Origin of the sequence: Siphonobacter sp. SORGH_AS_1065, assembly GCF_030818595.1 — a bacterium.
Taxonomy (GTDB): Bacteria; Bacteroidota; Bacteroidia; order Cytophagales; family Spirosomataceae; genus Siphonobacter.
Window position 1 is genome coordinate 4,503,703 of record NZ_JAUTAM010000004.1, and the last position, 22,530, is coordinate 4,526,232.

The 22,530-nt window shown below is 42.1% G+C and carries 21 protein-coding genes; 10 read left to right on the forward strand and 11 right to left on the reverse strand.

Translation table 11 applies throughout. The features are described from left to right. Positions 1-225 precede the first annotated feature (225 nt). The gene (locus tag QE390_RS19480) at positions 226-903 is read right to left on the reverse strand and encodes a hypothetical protein (RefSeq protein ID WP_307143405.1); all 678 of its coding nucleotides are present in this window, start codon (positions 901-903) and stop codon (positions 226-228) included. Positions 904-1,011: 108 nt separating this feature from the next. After that, positions 1,012-2,217: a class I SAM-dependent methyltransferase gene (locus QE390_RS19485; protein ID WP_106635909.1), complete on the reverse strand. Its 1,206-nt coding sequence runs from the start codon at positions 2,215-2,217 to the stop codon at positions 1,012-1,014. Between the two features lie 111 nt (positions 2,218-2,328). Here QE390_RS19485 and QE390_RS19490 point away from each other — a divergent pair, with 111 nt between their 5' ends. Beyond that, positions 2,329-3,789, forward strand: coding sequence for an MFS transporter (locus QE390_RS19490; RefSeq protein ID WP_307143406.1), 1,461 nt, complete (start codon positions 2,329-2,331; stop codon positions 3,787-3,789). 39 nt (positions 3,790-3,828) lie between these two features. On the opposite strand, the gene QE390_RS19495 is transcribed toward QE390_RS19490, so the two are convergent. From QE390_RS19495 to QE390_RS19505, 3 genes are read right to left on the reverse strand one after another with little or no spacing between them, the layout of a single operon-like run. Further along, on the reverse strand, positions 3,829-4,800 hold the full coding sequence (locus QE390_RS19495; protein WP_307143407.1) for a sensor histidine kinase: 972 nt from the start codon (positions 4,798-4,800) through the stop codon (positions 3,829-3,831). Continuing rightward, complete coding sequence (locus QE390_RS19500) at positions 4,742-5,641, reverse strand: tetratricopeptide repeat protein (RefSeq protein WP_307143408.1); 900 nt, start codon at positions 5,639-5,641, stop codon at positions 4,742-4,744. Before QE390_RS19500 ends, QE390_RS19495 begins: the two co-directional genes overlap by 59 nt. 30 nt (positions 5,642-5,671) lie before the next feature. Then, on the reverse strand, positions 5,672-6,445 hold the full coding sequence (locus QE390_RS19505; RefSeq protein ID WP_307143409.1) for a response regulator: 774 nt from the start codon (positions 6,443-6,445) through the stop codon (positions 5,672-5,674). 1,241 nt (positions 6,446-7,686) lie between these two features. On the opposite strand from QE390_RS19505, the gene QE390_RS19510 reads away from it, so the two are divergent. The 3 genes from QE390_RS19510 (at position 7,687) to QE390_RS19520 (ending at position 9,997) form a co-directional block, all read left to right on the forward strand. Beyond that, complete coding sequence (locus tag QE390_RS19510; RefSeq protein ID WP_307143410.1) at positions 7,687-8,724, forward strand: PmoA family protein; 1,038 nt, start codon at positions 7,687-7,689, stop codon at positions 8,722-8,724. 301 nt (positions 8,725-9,025) lie between these two features. Next, positions 9,026-9,523 (forward strand): AAA family ATPase, encoded by a 498-nt coding sequence (locus QE390_RS19515; protein WP_106635904.1) that lies wholly within the window; start codon positions 9,026-9,028, stop codon positions 9,521-9,523. Between the two features lie 9 nt (positions 9,524-9,532). After that, entirely contained in the window at positions 9,533-9,997 is a 465-nt protein-coding gene (locus tag QE390_RS19520; protein WP_106635903.1) for a methylglyoxal synthase, read from the forward strand. Positions 9,998-10,048: 51 nt separating this feature from the next. Here the strand turns inward: QE390_RS19520 and QE390_RS19525 are convergent, their stop codons facing one another. Then, positions 10,049-11,218, reverse strand: coding sequence for an MFS transporter (locus tag QE390_RS19525; protein WP_307143411.1), 1,170 nt, complete (start codon positions 11,216-11,218; stop codon positions 10,049-10,051). Positions 11,219-11,292: 74 nt separating this feature from the next. Further along, positions 11,293-11,679 carry a DoxX family protein gene (locus tag QE390_RS19530; RefSeq protein WP_307143413.1) on the reverse strand — a complete coding sequence of 129 codons (387 nt, stop codon included), beginning with the start codon at positions 11,677-11,679 and terminating at the stop codon, positions 11,293-11,295. 233 nt (positions 11,680-11,912) lie between these two features. Between QE390_RS19530 and QE390_RS19535 the strand changes: the two genes are divergently transcribed. After that, a complete protein-coding gene (locus QE390_RS19535; RefSeq protein WP_307143414.1) occupies positions 11,913-12,437 on the forward strand; it encodes a GNAT family N-acetyltransferase in 525 nt (174 codons plus the stop codon). A gap of 4 nt (positions 12,438-12,441) precedes the next feature. Here QE390_RS19535 and QE390_RS19540 read toward each other — a convergent pair whose 3' ends face one another. Next, positions 12,442-12,873, reverse strand: a complete 432-nt coding sequence (locus QE390_RS19540; protein WP_106635900.1) for a hypothetical protein — start codon at positions 12,871-12,873, stop codon at positions 12,442-12,444. A gap of 341 nt (positions 12,874-13,214) precedes the next feature. Between QE390_RS19540 and QE390_RS19545 the strand changes: the two genes are divergently transcribed. Continuing rightward, complete coding sequence (locus QE390_RS19545) at positions 13,215-13,841, forward strand: DUF1080 domain-containing protein (RefSeq protein WP_106635899.1); 627 nt, start codon at positions 13,215-13,217, stop codon at positions 13,839-13,841. 171 nt (positions 13,842-14,012) lie between these two features. Beyond that, on the forward strand, positions 14,013-15,650 hold the full coding sequence (locus tag QE390_RS19550) for a M1 family metallopeptidase (RefSeq protein WP_307143415.1): 1,638 nt from the start codon (positions 14,013-14,015) through the stop codon (positions 15,648-15,650). Positions 15,651-15,722: 72 nt separating this feature from the next. Here QE390_RS19550 and QE390_RS19555 read toward each other — a convergent pair whose 3' ends face one another. Next, a complete protein-coding gene (locus QE390_RS19555) occupies positions 15,723-15,896 on the reverse strand; it encodes an Arc family DNA-binding protein (protein WP_106635897.1) in 174 nt (57 codons plus the stop codon). Positions 15,897-15,963: 67 nt separating this feature from the next. Continuing rightward, on the reverse strand, positions 15,964-16,812 hold the full coding sequence (locus QE390_RS19560) for an SPFH domain-containing protein (RefSeq protein ID WP_106635896.1): 849 nt from the start codon (positions 16,810-16,812) through the stop codon (positions 15,964-15,966). 1,530 nt (positions 16,813-18,342) lie between these two features. Here QE390_RS19560 and QE390_RS19565 point away from each other — a divergent pair. From QE390_RS19565 to QE390_RS19575, 3 genes are all read left to right on the forward strand, one after another. Beyond that, complete coding sequence (locus QE390_RS19565) at positions 18,343-19,116, forward strand: DUF4290 domain-containing protein (RefSeq protein ID WP_307143557.1); 774 nt, start codon at positions 18,343-18,345, stop codon at positions 19,114-19,116. Positions 19,117-19,198: 82 nt separating this feature from the next. Further along, on the forward strand, positions 19,199-20,506 hold the full coding sequence (gene murA / locus QE390_RS19570; protein WP_307143416.1) for a UDP-N-acetylglucosamine 1-carboxyvinyltransferase: 1,308 nt from the start codon (positions 19,199-19,201) through the stop codon (positions 20,504-20,506). Positions 20,507-20,590: 84 nt separating this feature from the next. After that, the gene (locus QE390_RS19575; RefSeq protein WP_307143417.1) at positions 20,591-21,565 is read left to right on the forward strand and encodes a polysaccharide deacetylase family protein; all 975 of its coding nucleotides are present in this window, start codon (positions 20,591-20,593) and stop codon (positions 21,563-21,565) included. Between the two features lie 205 nt (positions 21,566-21,770). Here the strand turns inward: QE390_RS19575 and QE390_RS19580 are convergent, their stop codons facing one another. Then, on the reverse strand, positions 21,771-22,517 hold the full coding sequence (locus QE390_RS19580; RefSeq protein ID WP_307143418.1) for an NIPSNAP family protein: 747 nt from the start codon (positions 22,515-22,517) through the stop codon (positions 21,771-21,773). Between the last annotated feature and the right edge of the window lie 13 nt (positions 22,518-22,530).

Below are 22,530 nucleotides of genomic sequence, written 5' to 3' on the forward strand. Positions count from 1 at the left end.
TTGCCGTTTACAGGCGAACTGACTTGATCTAGGAATTCTTTATTAACCCCGATACCTCCGCATTCTCCAGAAGGTCTCTCCCTGCGTTCGAGATGACAGAGGATTGGACGTTTACAGGCAAGCTTAGTGAAAAAGCGATTGTAATATGGAGTGTCACAGACGCTTTTCTCAGGCATCCGCGATACTGTCGCGGACGAACTTGCTTGAATAAATCTTAGGTAGTCATTAGGGTTTGCGGCTTTTTACCGATTCATTATTTTTCTTCTGATCTTGCAGCAAATTCGAAGCCTGTTCTACTTCACTTCTCAGCCTGACACTGTCTGCCTGTAATTGAGCTAATTCCTTCTCGTTCTCTTCCAGACGTTTGAACAACTTGGTTTTTTCGGCTCGATTATCCTTTAAATTCCGCAGATTTCGTTCTGACTTACGAACCACATCTTTCTGTTTATCCGTCGCTTCTTTCAGCGTCTTATCTGCATCACTTACCTGTGATTCGTAATCCACTTCTTTGTGAAAATCCTGAAGAATGGCCTCTACTTCACGACCGTAATTGTTAGTGCTGGAAGCATACTCGTAACTCCCCATATCTACCGAAAGAAAAAGCGTTGTGCCTTTCGATCTGGAATCGATCTGACTCACGATCAGTACGTTTTTATCGGAAAAAGGCACCTTTGCATATTCCACTTTGTAAACGCCACCCCGTTCCGATAATACCCGTCCGTATTGAGCCAGCTTTTTTTTCCAGGCCTGTTCTACAATTCGGCTATCAACGCTGGTAGTCATTAAATAACCTACTCGCTTCACTTTAGCTACGTCCTGTTGAACGGGTTTAATATCTGCCTGAGCGAACACTCCTGCACTACTCATTAACAAAAGGACAAGAGTCAAAAATTTCGTTTTCATAAAAGGATTAATTTGAAGGTAAATTTGATGTGTTGATACCTCTAACGGAATAAGTAATTTAAGGGCTAATTAATAACGAAAAATTAAATTTATAAGTACAAAGACTCACTATAACTTTTCTGGATTTACTTTTTCGGTAACCAGGATTAATTTCTTCTGATTTTCATCCGAAGTAGCAAATACATACACCTCTCCTCCATCGTTTAAACTCAGTTTTTTCCTTAAATCTGCCACTCCCATTGGAAAGTTACGCACCGTAATATGAGCTTTTCCTGAGGGTATTAATCGATGAATTTCCTTTTTATCAGCCTTAGTTACCGCATTGATTTTAAAAATCCGTCCGGGAAATTCAGGCTTGTAACTATCCGATGTATATAAATGACTACTTACCGCCAGTTTGTATAAGGAATCTCCGGCAATACTTTTGAAAGCTCCGGCTTTTAAAAGGGCTGCATTAGGCTCATATAAATAGGTTAAGGGTTGCGAAAATGGGGGGCTTGCCGACTGCTCTTCCGCTCTGGTAAAAGTAAACTTCTGTTCCTGATTGTTCTTTAAAAGATTTACTGCGACTATTTCCGTTTCGGTCCGTTGATTACTAACCTGAAAAAGTAATTCCTTCACCTCATCTTCCACTGCAATCACATATACTTTCTGCACGCATTGTAACTGTTTCACCGCCAGGTCAATATCCAGCATGGGCGAAAGTTTTATCAATACATTATTGGCCTTTTCAAGCAATAGGTCTCTAATTTCCAGCACATTAGGTTCACAGTCTGACAAGTAAACCATTTTCTGATTGCTTTGATTCCGGCGAGCGGGGTCCAAGTAAAGCCAGTCCAGTTTTTCAGTACTTTCCTTTAACCATTCCACGCCATTGCCCGGTACCCAGTTTACTTCTGCGGTAAGCCCAACCTGAGGAAGATTCCATTTCGTCAATTCAAATAAATCAGCTTGTTGCTCGCAATACGTCGCCTTTCGAAAATTAGCGGAAGCCGCCCAGAAATCTACGCCCATTCCGCCCGTCAGGTCGGCATAAGTATCGCCACGCATCAGGGAAGATTTCCAGCGTGCGGTTCGTTCGGAAGAGCACTGTTCCAGCGGAATGATTCCAGGAAAAAGTACGTCAGAAGCCGCTAGCCAGGAAGGCAGTTTTCCTTTTGCTTTCTGTCTACACTGAATTTGCAGAGCAATCTCTTTAATGGGTAACCCCGGAAAACGGTGTGCGGAGAGCAGCAACCGTTGCCAGTCTTCATCCTGATGTTGAGCAATAAACGAACGGACTTCGGGCTGGGTCAGGATTGAAATCAGGGACATATTTGACGGGTAAGCGTACGGAAAAGTTTCTTCCAATACTAGAATAAATTAACAAAATAACCTTATTTTTCGACCAAATGCTCCATCGGGCAAGCAGTCAAACCTCTACACATGCAAAGTAAAACGTCTCCCCTGATTACTTCAAAAAAACGTCTTTGGGAAGTAATATTCGCTTCTTCCGCCGGAACCGTAATTGAATGGTATGATTTCTACATTTTTGGCAGCCTGGCAGCCATTATTTCTACCAAGTTTTTCCCGCCAGAAAACCCTGCCGCAGCGTTCTTAAGTACCCTGGCCACCCACGGAGCCGGATTTGTGGCTCGTCCTTTCGGGGCCATTGTCTTTGGCAGGTTAGGTGATATGATCGGGCGAAAATATACTTTTCTGGTTACACTGATGCTGATGGGCGGCAGTACGTTCGCCATCGCATTTATCCCACAGTACGCTTCTATTGGCATTTTGGCCCCAATTATTCTTTTAGTACTGCGGGTTTTGCAGGGGTTGGCTCTTGGGGGAGAATATGGTGGTGCGGCTACTTATGTGGCTGAACATTCTCCTGATAATCAAAGAGGTAAGTTTACCAGTTATATCCAAACGACGGCTTCCATTGGCTTTTTCATCTCCATTATCGTTATTCTCGGCTGTCAGTTTACGTTAGGAAAATCAGTATTCAACGAATGGGGCTGGCGATTACCCTTTGCTTTGTCTGGTTTTCTGGTTGTCCTCTCCTATTTCATTCGCAGAAATATGGATGAATCCCCCGCGTTCGCCAAGCTTAAGAAAGAAGGTAACATTACCAAAACTCCTTTACGGGATGCTTTTAAGAGTAAAGCTAATGTTCGGCTTATGTTAATTGCAATGTTTGGAGCCATTATTGGTCAGGGAGCCATCTGGCACACCAGCCAGTTTTACGCCCAGATTTTCATCACTAAAATTCTGAATGTTGAATATAGTTCGGCCCAAACAGTAATGGCTGTTGCCGTTACCTGTGCCACGCCATTCTTCGTTATTTTCGGAACCTTATCCGATCGAATTGGCCGTAAAAAGGTAATGATGGCGGGTTTATTGGGAGCTAGTTTGTTTTTATATCCACTCTACAAAGGATTAGATCACGCAGTCAATAGCGGCACTATCCTGGAAACTAAAATCACTCCCGAAGCTCAGGTTTCTACTTACACGGATGGCAAAAAATTAACGCAAACGTATCTTAAGCTTCCTAACGGGAAAACAGAAATAAAAACTGAAATCATACTTCCTACCACTACTCTTTTTATCGTTGGGTTATTAGTCTTTATTCAGGTCTTATTTGCAACGATGGCCTATGGCCCCATTGCTGCTTTTTTAGTGGAATTATTTCCTACAAAAATTCGATATACGTCACTTTCCATCCCTTACAATGTTGCTAATGGAATATTTGGTGGTTGCTCACCATTCGTAGCTACGTGGTTGGGGAGTTTAACAGGCTCAAAATTTGCCGGTCTTTATTACCCTATTTTATTAACGTCCATTTCTTTCATCGTAGGGATGATTTTCATTAAGGAAACCGCCGGCAGTAAGCTGGAAGACGAATAAAAAAAGGCTGCCTGTGCAGCCTTTTTTTATTCATATCCTTTATACAGTCATCACTAAATCAAATCGTGTTCCATTTTCATTATTAACCTTCAGAATTGCCCCAATTTGTTCACTTAGTATAACGATCAATCGTTTTCCAAAGGAGCCCGTTGGCTGTTGCCATTTATTCATATCTATTCCGGGACCATTATCTTTAATTTCCAAATGAAAAGGTTTATTTTCATTTAGGATGATACTCAATTGCGGGTTATCAATATGTGCGAACGCATGTTTAAATGAATTAGTAATAATCTCGTTTAGTATTAATCCTAAAGGAACGGCTACTTCTACGTCAAGCTCTATTTCAGCAATATCCACTCGTAAATCGAAATCTTCAATTTTATAGCCGTAAGCGTATAACAATCCTTGGGCCAGATCACTAATATATTCTTTCATATTCACCTTCGTTATATTCTCACTTTCGTAAAGTTTCTGGTGAATCAGAGACATGGCTTCTACCCGTTGCTGGCCTTCTTTTACAGCTTTTACGGCTCCCTCGTCTTCCAGTCGGGTGGATTGCAATCGTAATAAACTGGAAATAATGGCCAGGTTATTTTTAACCCGGTGATGCAGTTCTTTCATCAGATTTTTCAACTGATCAGACTGTTCACTTATCTGTTTATTGCGACTCCATATTAGAGCATTTGTCGACTCCAACTCCTTATTCACCTGTCGAATACGTCTGTATTGCCACAAGGCTACAGTGAACATAATTAGTAAGGCACCTGCCCCGCAAAATAGCCACCAGAATTGTCTGCTTTTAGAGGTATTTTCTTCGTCCAAACGAATAATTTCCTGTTCTTTTTCCTGCGTTTTGAAGCGGGTTTCTGCCTCTGCTAATTGCTTATTTTTGTCCGTTCTATTGACCGTATCGTTGGACGCAATCCATTTTTCCTGGTACTGAAATGCACTTTTAAAATCCTCTTTTCGTTCCGATATTTTTGTTAATGTACCGTATAATTTCCTGTTCATATCGGTATCTTTCAGGCTGAATTTCGCACCATTGAAGAGCCATTTTAGCATACTTCTCAGCTTCGTCCAATCGATTCAAGGCAATCAATGTATTAGGATAATTCATGTAAATATATCCTTTTATATAATTATCATTTTTTCGATTGGCTATAGCCAAGCATTCTTTATACATAGCTTCAGACTCTTTATACATACCGGCATTTTTATAAATAATGCCCCGATTAAACCAGATCATTAAATATTCTTCTTTCTGGTTACCAGCGTATTTCATGGCTTTGCTATTGTATGTAAGAGCTTTTGCATAATTTTTACGCATATCCTCCATCGTAGCCAATTCCATGTTAAACTGGATAATCAGATCTTTATCCTGTATGGAATTAGCTAGTACCATTCCCTTTTTAAAATAAGGCTCTGCCGAGGCAAAATCATTTAGCGAAATATACGAGAACCCAATGAAGTCCAGTATTTTGGCTTGACGCTTTACCTCTTTCGTGACAGTGAAAAAATGTAATGCTTTTTCGTAATGCAATAGAGCTTCTGGCAGGTTGCTTTTATCCCTTGCCAGAAGCCCATACGAGAAATAGGTTCTCCCCAGGAGGATGGTATCCTTTAGATGCGTAGCGATTTTCAATAACTCATCAATAGCCTGTTTTGAATCAATGTATCGGGCATGGTTCGACATGTTTGCTTCATATCTGGAGATAGAATCAAACTTTGCCTTTTCCGGTAAATTTTCAATACTTTCTAGGTAGGCATTAAAAGGCTGAATTTTAGAGGTTTGAGCCTGTGTAGGTAAAAACAATCCCAGATTTAGGATAAGGGTTAATAAAATACTTCTCATTCGATTCAATATTGGAGAATACAAAACCCATCAATTAATCTGGAAAATACGCATGAACTCATCTTTATACTGCCGTCCCATGGGAATGGTGTACTGATCAGCGACAATTTCTTTTTCACTGAAACTCTTTATCTTACGAATATTAACCGCATATGAGCGATGTACCCGCATTAATTTTTCGACCCCAAGTCGCAGTAATGTCAAATTCAGGGTTAAACGAATCGAATATTTTTTATCGCTGGTTACAATCGTTGTATACGTATTATCAGCTTCCAGGTAAATGATATCCTGCATATCAATTCGCACGAACTGATAATTATGTTTGATGAAGATAGATTGTTCAATTTTCAATATGACTTCTTTAGATTGAACATCTTTATCCGTAATCTTATTCTGATCTTTCGTATAACCAGAAGCATCCCGGGCTAAAAAGTTCTGAATAGCCAATTCAATAGAAATATTCAGATTAGCATTATTAATAGGCTTGAATAAATAGGCAGCTGGATAGGTAAGTTTAGCCCGGTCTTTGGTTTCCTTGTCGGCCAATGCAGTAATATAAATAACTGGAACATTTTTAATGTTCTGCAACTGATTTATGGTTTCGATCCCATCCCATTCCCCTTTAATATTAATGTCACAAAGCACCAGGTCAACCTGGTTTTGCTGGTAGATTTCTAAAGCTCTTTTTCCATTGTTTGCAATTCCAACTACATAATAACCTTCGGTTTCAAGGGTATCACATAAATCCATTGCCAAAACGGCTTCATCTTCAATGATTAATACTCGCACACGATTTTCCTGCATTGGATTAACGTTTACCTAATTTTAACACCGATTGATTAACTTACTTTGTATTACCTAATCACTAACCATTAAATTATTATCACTTGATATTAATTCTAACTAGGATTAACTAATACCATTTATATGACCCTATAAAAATAATAAACGGAGCAATAAAGCTCCGTTTATTTATGTATTCTCCGTATTAAATGTTGTTTTTTAAAATTTAGCAAAAAATCTTCTACATCTTAGACAGATAAACCACTTCAAGGGAATAAAAAAGAGAAAGGTACGAATCGCTGCAGGACGGCGGCGGCGTTCTATCTCTGAAGCTTTGCAAAAAGGGCAACACTTCGTAGTAGCCATGTTCGTAGTAATGATTTAGGCGTGGTGGGTTGTATTGGTGAGGAGACTAGCGTTCCCTTTTGGTGTTTCTGGTGCTTTTGAAAAGTGGCACGGACAGAACAGTAATGGCGATACAAAATTACTCTCGAGAAAGAGAAGACTCCTTAGTCGTTTGCCCTCTTGTAAAAAGCCTCTCTTCCTCTTGAGTATTCATAAATTAATCCAAACCGGATTTAAGTTCTTGCAATGCATCTCTTAACAGAGCTCTGAATAAGTTTAAGAAAAGATGCAATTCCTTATGGCGGGTAATTCGGTTTCTTATAAGTACTACAAATGTAGTGTATTTAGGTACCTGAATTTTATAAATGTAGGTAAACTAAACTTGAAGGGTAGTCAATGACTTATTTTAGTGAGTAAACACGCTAAAAAGCTATTTTTTAAAATTTATTTTGATAATTATTTCTTAAAATAATCCAGTAAATGAATTTATTCACCCCACCCTTTCTTATACAGAAACTATTGACTATCAAATACTTAAATTATAATTTACATTTGTACATATATTACCAAAAGATAATATGTACAATTTTAAAATTTTATTCTATTCAGGATGAACAACTTATGAAAACATTATTCATGCAAATTTAGATACACTATCATTCTTCTTTATTACCAGATTTTAATAGCCTGTAAAGCTATTATATTTACACTTATTATATAAGTTTTTATTAAATTAGAATAGTTTTCAAATTAACTGTATCTACATTTAAATTAGAGATTTCTATTCTCCTGTAATCTTCCATTTCGCTTGTCCTTAATTTTCTCTCAGTAATAAATAATGAATGCTTTGTGGGGTTAGCACCATGGTTAAGGGTCATATCATTGGTAGTTTCGCATGGATTTAACATTACTACTCTATGACTTCTCTCTCTAAACTTCTATTATGTAGCTCAGCCTTTTTCCTCAGTGTTCAGGTAATGGGGCAAAAAATGATTGAGCTGAAATCTGACGAAAAAGCTAAAAAGGTGAATGTTCTCGTGGACGGAAAGCCCTTCACCAGTTACTTCTATCCGGGAGAGCAGGTACTGAAAAAAGCCGTGCTTTATCCCGTTTATTCACCTCAGGGTAACCTTATTACTCGCGGCTGGCCTATTGATCCACGTCCTGGCGAACGAGTAGACCACCCTCACCACGTAGGCATCTGGTTTAATTACGAGGATGTAAATGGGTATGATTACTGGAATAACTCTAACACACCACCTAATCCCAAAGCCAAATATGGTACCATTCGGCACACGGGAATCAAGGCTAAAAAGGACGGAAAACGAGCCGAGTTAACCGTTACTGCCGATTGGCTGGAAGACAACGGTAAAGGTCGAAAAGTACTGGAAGAGCGTACCACCTATTTCTTTACCGCTACAGACAAGCAACGCATCATTGATCGGATGACCGTTCTTAAAGCAACCGAAGATGCTCATTTTAAGGATGTTAAAGATGGCATGTTTGCCATTCGCGTAGCCCGTCAGTTGGAGTTACCTTCTACGAAAGCAGAAAAATATACGGATGCCAATGGCGTAGAAACGGCAGTTCCTAAGCTGGACAATACGGGCGTAACGGGTAACTATCGTTCCAGTGAGGGCATCGAAGGTGCTAAAGTGTGGAGTACGCGGGGTCGGTGGATGAATCTGACGGGAAAAATTGGGAAGGAAACGGTTTCCATTGCGATGATTGATCATCCTAAAAATGTGAACTATCCTACTTTCTGGCACGCCCGCGATTACGGATTGTTTGCCCTGAATCCATTAGGTGAGAAGGTTTTTACAGAAGGTAAAAAAGAGCTTAACTATCAATTGAAGAAGGGACAGTCTGTTGTTTTCCGGTATCGGGTTGTGATTACTTCCGGCGGAGCTACGGATGCGGAATTAAACAAACTAGCCGATGCTTTTGCTAAATAACCGTGGTTAACTAACTCCTGAAAAGTCCGCAAATGTTCTGATTTGCGGACTTTTCTATGAATAGCGTAGTGCGTTACCTAATGACTGATCCCTACTGGTAATCCTCCCCTTTCATTCCGAGCGAAGCATGTTGCTTCCCCGAATTTCACCCAAGGACTCTGAAGGTATGTATGGTCTCTCGATTCTCAATCGGTAAAGATTGCCCAGGCCATAACTCACATCAAGGCCCCGCGATTATAAATTTTAAACACTCGCGAAGCTAATGGATTTACTTTCACGGAATTTTTAGACCTTGCCAATTATGAAACAAATGGTCGTTTTGATTGGCGTTAGTGGAAGCGGAAAATCAACCTGGGCGAAAGAATTTTGTCTGAATCAGCCGAACTGGTTGCGAATCAGTCGGGATGAATTAAGGCGGAGTCTGTTGCCCGTTTCACTTGGCACCTACTGGCACTGGCCTAAGGAAGATCAGAGCCGAATTGAAAATCTGGTTGATCGGATGCATACCAAACTATTGATTGATGCCTTACGGTTAGGCTGGAACGTAATGATGGATAACACGCATCTGAAAAAGACGTATTTTGAAGAATACATTACCTTAATGCTGCGAAATTTCCCTTCTTTCCATATTCAATACCGATTGTTTGATACACCTCTTGAAATTTGTCAGGAAAGAGACCATCTTCGGGCTGATTCAGTGGGTGCTAATGCCGTAGCGTATCAGTACTCGCAATTGCAGGAATTAAAAAGCAAATTTGATTTTCAACCTTTTACATGGCCTTCTGAAACCAATTCATAAATTACCCTTATGGCAAGCAGACACTTAAACGCTCATAAACGCATCGCCCTCGTGGCTCACGATCATAAAAAAGCCGAGATTCTGGAATGGGCTTTGGCGAATCAGGAATTCTTGAGTAAGCACCAGTTATTTGCTACCGGCACAACGGGCCGATTGCTGGAAGAAGCGTTGAAACTCCCAGTTACTAAACTACTCTCAGGACCACTTGGCGGCGATCAGCAAATTGGAGCCATGATTGCCGAATCGAAGATTGATGCCATCATTTTCTTTTGGGATCCGATGGAATCTCAGCCGCACGACCCGGACGTGAAAGCTTTATTACGACTGGCAGTAGTTTGGAATATTCCGATGGCCTGTAATCGGGCCACTGCCGACTTTCTGCTTAGCTCGCCCTTCATGCATCAGGATTACGAATCACAGTTGACCGATTACAGCACCTACCTGAAACGCCAGGTAGTCGAAAACTTCGATTAATGAAAAAGGGGCCGTGCAAATGATTTGCACGGCCCCTTTGAGTAGCAATAATTAAGCTAATACCCGTTCTCTAACCGCATTTTTCTGACGATAGTAGACCACCACAGACATCAGGAAACCCGTTAACGCCAGCATGGCTCCCACCCACTGGGGCGAAGTATAACCCAAACCTGCGGCAATCGGTAAACCGCCCAGGTAAGCTCCGAGGGCGTTGCCCATATTAAAACCAGCCTGACTTACAGAAGACGCCAGCATTTCTGAACCATTGGCAGCCCGAATCATCAGGATCTGAATGGGTGCTCCAAGCGTGAAGGAAATGGCTCCGGTTACGAAAGTCATTACCAGAAGCGGTATTTTGAAAGGAGCGATGAATGATACAACCGTCAACGAAACCGCCATTAATAAGAGGAATAAAGCCGTGGCTTTGATGGGAGAGAGTCGATCAGCCGTGAAGCCCGCAATGGCATTTCCAACGGCCATACCCACACCTGCTAGCACCAAAATCCAGGTAATCTGGTCGCTTCTAAATCCTCCTACTTCGGTTAGTAAAGGAGCAATGTAACTAAACCAGGCAAACAGTCCACCCGTTCCAATGGCGGTAATTCCTAGAATCAGCCAAGGTTCTACGCGGGTAAAAATCTTCAGATCTTTGATAATATTAGAATCCCCCACCGTAGGTAAATTGGGTAATAACTGCTGGATACTAAACATCGTTATCAAGCCAACCCCTGAAATGATCAGGAAAGTAATTCGCCAGCTCATGTTATGCCCGATATACGTTCCCAGTGGAACACCAATGATATTGGCAATGGTTAAACCCGCAAACATGACCGAGATTGCCTGAGCTTCTTTACCCGGCGTTGCCAAACGGCTGGCCACTACCGCACCCACACCAAAGAATGCCCCGTGAGGTAAGCCCGACAGCAATCGGGTTAACATCATGAGTTGGTAGTTCGGAGCAAAAGAAGACAGAGCATTACAGAAGGTAAACAAGGCCATTAGGCCCAGCAGAATTTTCTTCGGAGGATAATTCCCAGCGATACCAACCAGCAGAGGTGCTCCTAAAACTACCCCCAGAGCATAAGCCGAAATCAGGTGCCCTGCTTCGGGAATGGTGATTTGCAGATCTCTGGCAATATCCGGCAAAATACCCATCATGACAAACTCCGTCATACCAATGCCGAAGCCGCCCACAGTTAAGGAAATAAGACTCTTTTTCATATAATTTTCAAAGGGAAAAACGCTGTTTGCTCAAAAGTGCTGGATCATAAATGCCTGGTGACATGCTTGGTCAGCTATTTCCGGGTCATTTTATCCAGTGAATACGAATTATGGGAATGTTCAAATACAAGTAATACAGTCAGAAAAGCTACATGAATGAGCTGTGACGGAATGGCTCCCCAGTCTTCTACCATTGACGAACCAAAAATGAGACTAATCATAATCCAGCTTCCCGCAGTCAAGGCCAATCGAGTAAACAAACCCAGCACAATCAGAACGCCTACCATTAACTCGGCAATCGGCAAAGCATAACTAAATGGCGTGACCAGGGATTCAGGCAACAAAGAATCTTTGAATTTATCTACCATCCAGGCACTAAAGCCACTTAATTTCGGCATCCGAACCAGTCCATGCCCTAACAAACTAGTGCCGACCGCTAAGCGGGCTAGAAAAAATGACATTCCATTATTCATCTGACTGCCAGGTAAAGTTCTGATCGTCTACGAGTGGCCACTAAATATGCAACCCTATGCTTGCAGACACTAGGTAAACAAAGTTCATCAAATCCTTTGAGTTAAATAAAAAAAGTACAAGAAACATTCCACAATCTATAAATATTCTAACTTATTGGTTTGGCAATCCAATTCAGTCTTCATGACAATGATTGCTCTTCACTTCATCACATTGGCGTTTTATGTTCATACGTATTCAGAACGAACATCACCCCTACTTCCCTGAGGTTTGGAATTTGTTACAATCCGCTTTCCACACAGGCGAAAGACGCGACCTGAAAACTTTAAAAAGAACGTTGGCAGACGAACAAATGCAATTACTGGTTTGGGAAGAAAACCATGAGTTTTTAGGAATGGCCGTCTGCTGGGACTTCAAAAAGTTCCATTTTCTGGAATACCTGGCCGTCCATGCCAACGCCCGGGGCAAAGGAACGGGAACGACCCTCATGCAGCAACTGCTGACGGATCAACCCCTATTACTCGAAGTGCAACCTCCTACGGATGCTATTAATGAATCCAGAATCAGGTTTTACGAACGGCTGGGTTTATGCCTCAATGACTACTCCTATTACCAGCCTCCCTATCAAAAAAGAGGCGAGACCTTTCCCTTACGGATCATGTCTTCGCCTCAGTTATTAACTTCCGAACAATTTGAAAACTATACAACTATAGTTAAGCAGGAAGTCTATGAAAAATGGTATCTATAATTACCTAACGTTTTAGCAATTTGAAAGTCAGTCCTGCTGCTAACCCACCCGCCAGGTACCAGCCAATAGTCATCAGCTTAGTAGCTGTAGTACGATTGCTCGGAGCCTCTCCCAAGCCTAGCGGTCCCGGCAACAGTACAGCTCCAATACCGGCAGCCAGTCCTAAAATAGCCCCATTTCTAAGGCCGTTTTTGGGCTTATCCATGCTTACCAATCCATAATAAGCGGCATTCGACATGATATCGCCTACCAGAGAAGCTTTGTGCAGCGTCTCTTCTGAAGGTGACAGGTAATCGGGTAGTAATTTAGAAATAGCCCGTTTACCTAACAAATCAATTCGGGGAGCATCATCAACGGTTTTACGAGCCGTTTCATGCAAGAGTGTCAGCGTAGTAGCTCCAACGACTCCACTGGCAGTTGCTGCAAAAGAATCCATACAGTATATCTATTTTTTTATCCGTAAACTTATAAATAATGTATGCCAGCCTATTTTATTTTTAATATAGCATTTCTAAACTTGTTTCAAGTATCAAAAAACAATGCTTCATTATCCTAAAATGATGCTCAATAATCATGATTATTTTTTTTCATAGCAAACAACTCCCTAACCTACCTTTTTAACGTAAGTTAATTTTAATGAGGGTATTTAGGAGCGATCTTACATTCAAAATCACTCTTTATTGCTAATAACTATTAGCATTCTTATCATTTATGTTTAAAATTTACTTTGTCATTACTTCTTCTAATTTTTATTAACCTCTACATTTTTATTGAAAAATGAAAAAACACGTAGCATTACTCATTGCTCTTACCACTTGCTCCTTGAGTTTTATTCCTCCCAAAGACCAGTGGATTTCTCTTTTTGATGGCAAGACCTTGAAAGGCTGGAAGGTCGGTAAAAACGCCGACACCTTCAGTGTTGAAGATGGCTGCATTAAGGTAGCAGGGCCCGTGGCTCACTTGTTCTACGAAGGCTCCGAACAGCCTTTCAAAAACTTTGAATTTCAGGCTAAAGTTAAAACTACACCAGGCTCTAATTCAGGGATTTACTTTCATACTGCGTATCAGGAAGACGGCTGGCCAGCGAAGGGTTATGAAGTTCAGGTAAACAATTCTCATACCGACTGGAAACGCACCGGCAGCCTTTACAATATTCAGGATGTAAAAGAGGTTTATGTTAAAGATAATGAATGGTATACTGAACAGATTACCGTGCAGGACAAACACGTGGTTATCAAGATTAATGATAAAACTGTGGTAGACTACACTGAACCCGCTAATGCAGAGCGTCCGACTGACATGAAGCAACGCCTGATTAGTTCTGGAACCTTTGCTTTACAAGGCCATGATCCCAAAAGTGTTGTGTATTTTAAAGATATTAAAGTTCGAAAGTTAGCTGATTAAATGTATAGAAATCAGCCAACAAGGGTTAGTTGTCGCAGGACGGCTCGTCGTTATCTAAAAATGGGTATTTCACATACTCATTTTTAGATATATTTAGTTAGTTTTACTTTCCCTTACCAAAAATTCACTACACTTTTCCAGCAGCTCATTGCTCAAATGAATGTATAACCCATGAAATTCTATTTAAGTATTTTTATTACCATTGGTATTGTTTTTCCAACCTTCGCTCAAACGTATGAATTCTCCAGGCTTGATACTTTACGCGGCACCATAACCCCCGAAAGGGCCTGGTGGGACCTGGCTTTTTATGATCTCAATGTTCGTTTTAATCCTAAAGACAGTACACTTAAGGGCAGCAATCAGGTTTACTACAAAGTCCTGAAATCCGCTCAGGTCTTACAGATTGATTTACAAAGACCCATGCAAATCAATCGAATCGAACAGGATGGTCGGTCACTTACCTATACTCAGGATGGCGATGCGTACTTTGTTCAGCTTCAGAAATCGCAGGTTCCCAATCACCAGGAATCATTAACGGTTTATTACGAAGGTAAACCCCACGTAGCCCGGCGGGCTCCCTGGGATGGGGGTTTTGTTTTTTCTAAGGATAAAGCCGGACAGCCCTACATTGCAACGGCCTGTCAGGGTCTGGGAGCTAGTTCCTGGTGGCCGAATAAAGACCATCCTTACGACGAGCCGGACAGCATGAATATAACCGTGACGGTTCCACAGCCGTTGATGGATGTATCCAATGGCCGGTTAATAAAAACTACCGAAAACAGCGACGGAACCCGGACTTTTCAATGGAAAGTAGTTAACCCCATTAACAACTACGGCGTTAATTTAAACATTGCCAATTATACGCATTGGTCGGAAACGTACCAAGGATTAAAAGGGCCACTGGCGTTGAATTATTACGTATTACCGGAACACCTGGAGCTTGCGAAAAAACAGTTTCAACAGGTTCCGATGATGCTGAAAGCTTTTGAATACTGGTTTGGTCCCTATCCTTTTTACGAAGACGGATATAAACTCGTAGAAGTGCCCTACCTGGGCATGGAACACCAGAGTTCTGTTACCTACGGCAATGGCTTCAGAAATGGGTATTTAGGCCGGGATTTATCGACTACTGGCTGGGGTTTAAAGTGGGATTTTATCATTGTTCATGAATCCGGCCATGAATGGTTTGCTAATAGCATTACCAATTATGACGTGGCCGATATGTGGATTCACGAAAGTTTTACGAACTACTCTGAGTCTTTATTTACTGAGTATTACTTCGGAAAAGAAGCCGGAGCAGCATATGTAATTGGGTGTCGAAAACTGATTAAGAATGATCGGCCTGTGGTTGGTATACATAATCTTAACTATTCAGGATCAGGAGATATGTATTATAAAGGTGGAAACCTGCTTCACATGATCCGTCAGATTGTTAATAATGACGAACGCTGGCACCAGATGTTATTAGGTATCAATAAAACTTTCTACCATAAAACAGTCACCGGAACGCAGGTTGAAAATTTCATAAGTCAATCTTTAAACTTAAAGCTTGCTAAAGTTTTCGAGCAATATTTACATGACATTCGTATCCCAGTATTTACCTATGAGTTTAAAAATAATGAACTCGTTTATCGCTGGGAAAACTGTGTATCTAAATTTGACATGCCCATTAAAGTCAAAATTGACGATCAAGAAATAGTTTTAAAGCCAACAGATCAGTGGCAAAAATTAAATAAAATCAAGCCCAACTCTACCGTTACTGTAGATATTAATTACTACGTTAACAGCAAAAATATTACCAAGAGTTAGTAGTTTAATTCTAGAAATCATAAAAAAGGACAGATACGAAGCGTGTCTGTCCTTTTTTATGACTGATACTCCTTAGGAACGCTCTTTGGGGAGGCGATTTTTACTTTTTAATGCTTCATGTAATAGAAATTCAATTTGTCCATTCAAACTACGGAATTCATCATCTGCCCATTTTTGCAAAGCTTCCAGTTGTTCAGGAGCCATTCGTAAAACAAAGGCTTTTTTTGCTTCTTTCTCTTTCGCCATAACTTGTAATTGGACCTTTAACAAGAGTTTCTATACTCCCTTCAATCTATTCCTGCCCATCGATCTGTTAATGATATAAAGTGCCCGTATTGACTACGGGGTTAGCCGCTTTGTCCGAACAAAGTACCACTAAGAGGTTACTCACCATAGCGGCTTTTTTCTCCTCATCCAGCTCAACTATGGCGTTCTCGGTCAATCGTTTTAAAGCCAGGTCTACCATACCCACCGCTCCTTCTACAATTTTAGTTCGGGCGGCAACCATGGCCGTTGCCTGCTGACGCTGCAACATGGCGTGTGCAATTTCTTCCGCGTAAGCTAAGTGCGTAATCCGGGCTTCAAGAATGGTTACCCCAGCCCGAGCCAGACGTTCACTTAATTCACTTTCAAGCTTTTCATTAATCAAATCTCCCCCCGAACGGAGCGTTATTTCCTGCTGATCATCGTCAAAATGATCGTAAGCGTAGGTACCCGCCATGTGACGTAGGGCGGCATCACTCTGAAGTTTCACGTACTGAACGTAATTATCTACCTCAAATTTAGCTTGGGCGGTATCATTCACCTGCCAAACGACCACCGCACCAATCACGATTGGGTTACCGAGTGAATCGTTGACCTTGATTTTATCCCCTTCCAGATTTCGAGCCCGCAGTGAAATCGTTGATTTCATGTAAAACGGATTCGACCATTTAAAACCGGAATCTTTAACTGTACCCGCGTAATTTCCAAATAACACCAGAATTTTAGCTTCGTTGGGGTTTACAATGAAAAAGCCAAACGAAGCAATGAGGGCGGCCAAAAGGACTACAACCGCCACAATCGGCGAGTAAAAGAATAACCCAATCCCGACCGGAAAAGCCAGCAAAGTCAACGCCAGCATTAAATAACCTGAAGGAGGATGAACGATTTTGTCTCTCATAGTAGTTGATATTAAAATGATATTACAATAATACTAACGTATTTAGAACTGTCTCGGTGAAACTGGATAAGTGGCTTTAAAAGAGGATCATCTGATTATTTGGTTGTCAGGTGGTTAACTAGCAGTTTTTTAATTGTAAGGTGAGTTTGCTTCTCTTGGTTCAAGAGATCCGTTGCAGGAAGAGCTTATACTCCATATTATCATCTACAGTGACGCGAAGGACGTTATTATCTTTTCGAACCCATTAACTTGGTTACCGTCAAGCTACCCGCAATCCTAAGTAAGGTCTCTCCCTGCGTTCGAGATCACAGTTGAAGGATTTAGGTTAACTCCCGCAGTCGCTCGGCTCTAGCCGAGTGACTACCTAGCTCTAGGCCTTTGGCCGGTAGACTGCGAACCAGTAGGAGATCAGCCAACAATGTTTCCCCAACCAAAACAGGCTTGCTAACACCGGCCAGAGGCCTGCCAAACCATAGCGTCACTCGGCCAGAACCGAGCGACTGTGAAGAAATTCCCTAACGAGGGATAACAGCGAAAAAGCTCCCTGCTGTCATCCAGAGCGAAACGAAGGACCTTACTTAGGATTGAGTAACACTTTCTAGCCGAGCGACTGCGTGCGGGGGTGGATATGAAGCGTTAGACGAATGATGCCAGCTTTTCCGCTGGCATCGGTTGGGCTGAAGTAGTTGGGGTTGTCTCTTCTCCTGTCATCCAGAGCGAAGCGAAGGACCCTATTTAGGATTTAGCAACACTTTCTGACTGGAAGTTAATCCCGCAGTTGCTCGGCTGTAGTAAAGCAATTGCGAGGTAATTTATACTAACCTTAACACTGCCCCATTCCTACATAAGGTCTCTTCCTCCGTTCGAGATGACAGCTCGAGGAGTTAGGTTACCTATGGAGGGAGATTCCTTACTAGCATTTTCTTACAGTCGCTCGCCTTTGGCCAGTAGGATACGAACCAGTAACTGGTGAGCCAACATCTTTCCTCAACAAAAACAGGCTTGATAATCTCGGACAGAGCCGAGCGACTGCTAGAAGGGCTTTGGAAAATAAAGGCAGATAGGAACCTGTCTCATAAAATAAGAACGAGATGGAATCTCGCACCATAGGAGGACACCTTATTTAGGATCACGGATAAGCATGATGCTCACTAACCTTGTCACTAAACGCTAGGCATTTCTAGATTGCTTAAATCACAAACGATAAAACGTTTAAGGCCTACAGGAAGCATATGATTATGCGTACAAAAGTCGTTAAACTTTATACAGCTGGAGGTTTCTAAGTGAGTAATAAGCAAATGGCTGGTATTACATTTTAGTCTTCTAGCGATGAGAACAGTCTAGTCGATTTTAATCCATTATTTTACGGATTTTATCAATAATTTTCTATTTCTGGAAGCTCTTACCGTTTGGAACTTAGGGGCTTCTTTATACATTTGCAAAACTTCACGAGTATGATGGGTTTATATCTTCTCCCGGTTACGCCGGACGCTTTGTCAGGGCTTATCCTTATGTGACCAACAATCCACAATCTCGTCCACTGAAAACAAATACATTCGATTGAAAGAATACGGAAGTAATATCCAAAAACTCGTGGATTATCTCGTTACGATTTCAGACCGCGAGAAACGCACGAAGCAGGCCTACGTACTGATTGAGCTGATGCGACAAATCCACCCATCCATGAAGGAGGGTCAGGATTACACTAATAAGCTTTGGGATGATTTATACATTATGTCGCGGTTCCGCCTCGATGTGGACAGCCCATTCCCTCCTCCATCGCCAGAGGCCATTGGGAAAAAACCTAATCCTGTTCCTTACAATACCCATCATCTACAGTTTCGTCACTACGGTCGAAATCTGGAAGTTATGGTGGAAAAAGCGATTTCATTAACTAACGAGTACGAGCGATGGGCTTTCGCCAGTTACATTGCCAAGATGATGAAGAGCTTTTACACCGCCTGGAATAAGGATAACGCCGATGATTCGACCGTTTTAGAGCACCTGAAAATTATTTCGAAAGGCGGCCTGAATACGGAAATTGACCGTATCCGTAATGAAGGGTATTTAGACATTGCTCCCCGGGACCGTTATTCCAGCAATGCAGGTGGCAGCAGTGGTCATCACCATTCGCACACGCATAGCCGTCCGAATAATAACTATCGGAACAATGATCGAAATGATCGCAGCGACCGGAGCGAACGTGGGGGTCAACCGAATAATTTCCAGCGTCGGAATAACAACAATAATAACAATCGGAATAATCCGAATAATCATTTCAATCGTAACAACCGAAAAAAATAATTTATAGGTTTTAAGGAATCAGCAAGAGCCGTACGTGGCTTTCCGCCTGATCTCGTTTTTCTATACATTATTCACTGTAAAGATGGCTTCATTCAAAGTAACAGGAGGAAGAAAACTGAAGGGCGAAATTGTCCCTCAAGGTGCTAAAAACGAAGCACTTCAAATTATCTGTGCGGTACTTTTAACGAAAGAACCCGTTACGATTCATAACATCCCCGGCATCCGTGATGTCATTGCCCTGATTGATTTATTGGGGGAAATGGGTGTAAAAGTAACCTGGCTGAGTGAATCTTCCGTTCGTTTTCAGGCGGATGACATTAACATGGGTTACCTCGAAACGGAAGCCTACAAGCATAAAGCAGCCTCTTTACGTGGGTCAGTAATGACGCTGGGCCCCCTGTTAGCCCGCTTCAAAAAAGGCCGGATTCCCCGCCCCGGTGGTGACAAAATTGGTCGCCGTCGTCTGGACACTCACTTCCTGGGTTTTGAACGCCTCGGGGCCCGTTTTGACTTTGATCCTCAAGATGGTGGTTTCTATAAAGTAGATGCTTCCAATCTGAAAGGCACCTATATGCTTCTTGATGAAGCGTCCGTAACCGGAACGGCTAACGTATTAATGGCCGCGGTTTTAGCGGAAGGAACAACCACCATTTACAACGCCGCCTGCGAACCTTACCTCCAGCAACTTTGCAAAATGTTGGTTCGGATGGGTGCCAGCATCAGCGGTATCGGCTCTAACTTACTTACAATTGATGGCGTCAGCGAACTGAAAGGGACCGATCATACCATGTTACCTGACATGATCGAAATCGGTTCGTTCATTGGCTTAGCCGCCATGACGCAGTCTGAGATCACCATCAAAAACTGCTCCATTCCTGATCTGGGTGTTATCCCAAGCGTTTTCCAGAAGTTAGGTATTAAACTGGAATTCCGGGGTGATGATATTTTCGTTCCCGCACAGGATCATTACGAGTTGGAAACTTTCATTGACGGCTCAATGCTAACCGTAGCAGATGCTCCCTGGCCCGGCTTTACGCCTGACTTGCTGAGTATCGTGTTAGTAACGGCCATTCAGGCTAAAGGAACGGTACTGATTCATCAGAAGATGTTCGAAAGCCGCCTGTTCTTCGTTGATAAACTCATCGAAATGGGTGCCCAAATCATCCTTTGCGATCCGCACCGGGCCACGGTAGTTGGGCTGAATCGCCAGTTGCAGTTACGCGGCATTCGCATGACTTCTCCTGACATTCGTGCGGGCGTTTCCTTGCTCATTGCTGCCATGTCGGCCAACGGCGTTTCCATCATTGATAATATCGAGCAGATTGACCGTGGGTACCAAAACATTGACACCCGCCTCAATGCCATTGGAGCCGAAATTATTCGTTTGTAACTGTTAGGTAATCTCCCTTATTTTAAAAGCCAGTATCTTTCAGGTACTGGCTTTTTGCATTCCCTCTTTTACTACTTTACTAGCATGAAATTAATCTTCACGATTTTTTGCCTTGCGTTAACCCCAGTGGTTTCCGCTCAGACGTACGCCGAAAAGCTGGGGTTTCCGAAGGGCAAGAAAGTCATCATTTTTCACGTCGACGATGCCGGGATGAGTTACGACTCTAACGAAGGTACCCGCAAAGCCCTGAGTAGTGGCGTGGCGACCTCGACGAGTGTGATGATGCCCTGCCCCTGGGTACCTCATTTCATGAACCTGGCTCAACAAAACCCGACCTGGGATTTAGGCGTTCATCTTACTTTAACCTCCGAATGGAAAGATTATCGCTGGCAGCCCATAACAGGTAAGGAAAAAGCTACTGGTCTTTATGATCCGCAGGGTTATTTCTGGCGAGGCGTTGCGGAGGTTGTCTCCCATGCCTCTCCCGACGAAGTAGAAAGTGAGATGAGAGCTCAGATTGCCCAATTTCGTCAATTTGGGCTAGAACCTTCACATATCGATTCACACATGGGCACGCTTTTTCAGCCTAAGTTTATAGAACGCTACGTTAAAGTAGGAATCGAAGAGAAGATTCCCGTGATGTTTCCGGGTGGACATAATACCTTGATTCAAAAGGAAAGCCCGATTGATGTGAAAGCGACTAAAATGATTGGAGAAAAACTTTGGGCGGCCCGTTTACCCGTGCTGGATGATCTTTTTACCGAAACCTATAGATGGAAGTCTCCCGCTGGACAACCCCTTACTGATCAAAATTTACGAGCTTATAAAACTCAGAAGTTTCTTGCGTTATTACAAGAATGTAAGCCCGGACTAACGATGATCATTGTGCATTGCACAGACCCTACGCCTCAGTTTTCAATCATTTCAGATTCAGGCCCTACCCGCAAGGGTGATCTATTAGCGATGCTTAATCCCGAATTAAGAAAATACATCGAACAGAATGACATTATTTTGACCAACTGGCGGGACATCAAAGAACGCCGTAAACAGGTTAAGTAAATAGTTGTTCGTTTGGGATTATTAGTTGACAGTCTACGTTTTACAACCGAATCATCTAGTTCTTATAACAGTTTAATAATATACTTTTTTGTTATAAAGTATTGATTATCAAACAATAACCAAAAAAATCAATTACTTACCATTAAATAACTGTAAAAACTTAGTAACAAAAAAGGCTTCCCATGGGAAGCCTTTTTTGCTGAACTTATTTCAGAGGAGAAAAATCCGTTGGTACTAAATAAAGATTGGTTACCCATTCCGTTAAGGAGCCATTGGCTAGTTTCTCCGAAGCCGTCCGAACCGAGATCCATTCCGGGTCTTCGCGGAAAGCTTTGAAGGCCTTTTCTCCTGCTTCTTTACTAGGCTGGGTCAATAGATACATGAGAATGTTATCTGCGTCGTCCTGCGTCCAATAAATGAAATTATTCATGCCGTGTTTTTCGAACAGCTTCGTAGTATGGTTCCGAAACCGAGCTAGTAATAAAGGCAAGTTGTAAGGAGTCGTTTTATAGGTACGAAGCTGAAACACCCGGTTCCCCTTGGGACTCATATCTAAGGCTGGAGAAAAGTCGGTGGTGTGAAAGAACTGGCTGATCACCTTAGAAACGATCCTACCATTTTTTTCAGATTCGCTGGCTACTTTTTTCCACTCCGGGTCATTACTAAACGCTTTCCAGCTCGAATCGCGAGCCGCCCGATTGGGGTACGACAGGAAATAAATCAGACAGCTATCGGGTTTGTGTTGGGGAACAAAGTAACCTACGTTAGTCATACCATGTTTGGCAAAAATACGCATGGTGTGATTTCGGAAACGGTTCATTAAATCAGGTTGCTTTCCCTCGGGTGAATAATATACCCGCATTTCGTACAAACGGGAATCTTTGGCTGGGGAAGACTGGCTGAACGCTGAGGTAAGATTCAGACAAAGTAATAGAACTAGGACAATACGCATGGAATTAGAGGTT

Excerpts from the sequence above, each read along its gene's own strand:
- QE390_RS19480 (WP_307143405.1), bottom strand. The coding sequence starts at position 903 with ATGAAAACGAAATTTTTGACTCTTGTCCTTTTGTTAATGAGTAGTGCA.
- QE390_RS19485 (WP_106635909.1), bottom strand. The coding sequence starts at position 2,217 with ATGTCCCTGATTTCAATCCTGACCCAGCCCGAAGTCCGTTCGTTTATT.
- QE390_RS19490 (WP_307143406.1), top strand. The coding sequence starts at position 2,329 with ATGCAAAGTAAAACGTCTCCCCTGATTACTTCAAAAAAACGTCTTTGG.
- QE390_RS19495 (WP_307143407.1), bottom strand. The coding sequence starts at position 4,800 with ATGAACAGGAAATTATACGGTACATTAACAAAAATATCGGAACGAAAA.
- QE390_RS19500 (WP_307143408.1), bottom strand. The coding sequence starts at position 5,641 with ATGAGAAGTATTTTATTAACCCTTATCCTAAATCTGGGATTGTTTTTA.
- QE390_RS19505 (WP_307143409.1), bottom strand. The coding sequence starts at position 6,445 with ATGCAGGAAAATCGTGTGCGAGTATTAATCATTGAAGATGAAGCCGTT.
- QE390_RS19510 (WP_307143410.1), top strand. The coding sequence starts at position 7,687 with ATGACTTCTCTCTCTAAACTTCTATTATGTAGCTCAGCCTTTTTCCTC.
- QE390_RS19515 (WP_106635904.1), top strand. The coding sequence starts at position 9,026 with ATGAAACAAATGGTCGTTTTGATTGGCGTTAGTGGAAGCGGAAAATCA.
- QE390_RS19520 (WP_106635903.1), top strand. The coding sequence starts at position 9,533 with ATGGCAAGCAGACACTTAAACGCTCATAAACGCATCGCCCTCGTGGCT.
- QE390_RS19525 (WP_307143411.1), bottom strand. The coding sequence starts at position 11,218 with ATGAAAAAGAGTCTTATTTCCTTAACTGTGGGCGGCTTCGGCATTGGT.
- QE390_RS19530 (WP_307143413.1), bottom strand. The coding sequence starts at position 11,679 with ATGTCATTTTTTCTAGCCCGCTTAGCGGTCGGCACTAGTTTGTTAGGG.
- QE390_RS19535 (WP_307143414.1), top strand. The coding sequence starts at position 11,913 with ATGTTCATACGTATTCAGAACGAACATCACCCCTACTTCCCTGAGGTT.
- QE390_RS19540 (WP_106635900.1), bottom strand. The coding sequence starts at position 12,873 with ATGGATTCTTTTGCAGCAACTGCCAGTGGAGTCGTTGGAGCTACTACG.
- QE390_RS19545 (WP_106635899.1), top strand. The coding sequence starts at position 13,215 with ATGAAAAAACACGTAGCATTACTCATTGCTCTTACCACTTGCTCCTTG.
- QE390_RS19550 (WP_307143415.1), top strand. The coding sequence starts at position 14,013 with ATGAAATTCTATTTAAGTATTTTTATTACCATTGGTATTGTTTTTCCA.
- QE390_RS19555 (WP_106635897.1), bottom strand. The coding sequence starts at position 15,896 with ATGGCGAAAGAGAAAGAAGCAAAAAAAGCCTTTGTTTTACGAATGGCT.
- QE390_RS19560 (WP_106635896.1), bottom strand. The coding sequence starts at position 16,812 with ATGAGAGACAAAATCGTTCATCCTCCTTCAGGTTATTTAATGCTGGCG.
- murA (WP_307143416.1), top strand. The coding sequence starts at position 19,199 with ATGGCTTCATTCAAAGTAACAGGAGGAAGAAAACTGAAGGGCGAAATT.
- QE390_RS19575 (WP_307143417.1), top strand. The coding sequence starts at position 20,591 with ATGAAATTAATCTTCACGATTTTTTGCCTTGCGTTAACCCCAGTGGTT.
- QE390_RS19580 (WP_307143418.1), bottom strand. The coding sequence starts at position 22,517 with ATGCGTATTGTCCTAGTTCTATTACTTTGTCTGAATCTTACCTCAGCG.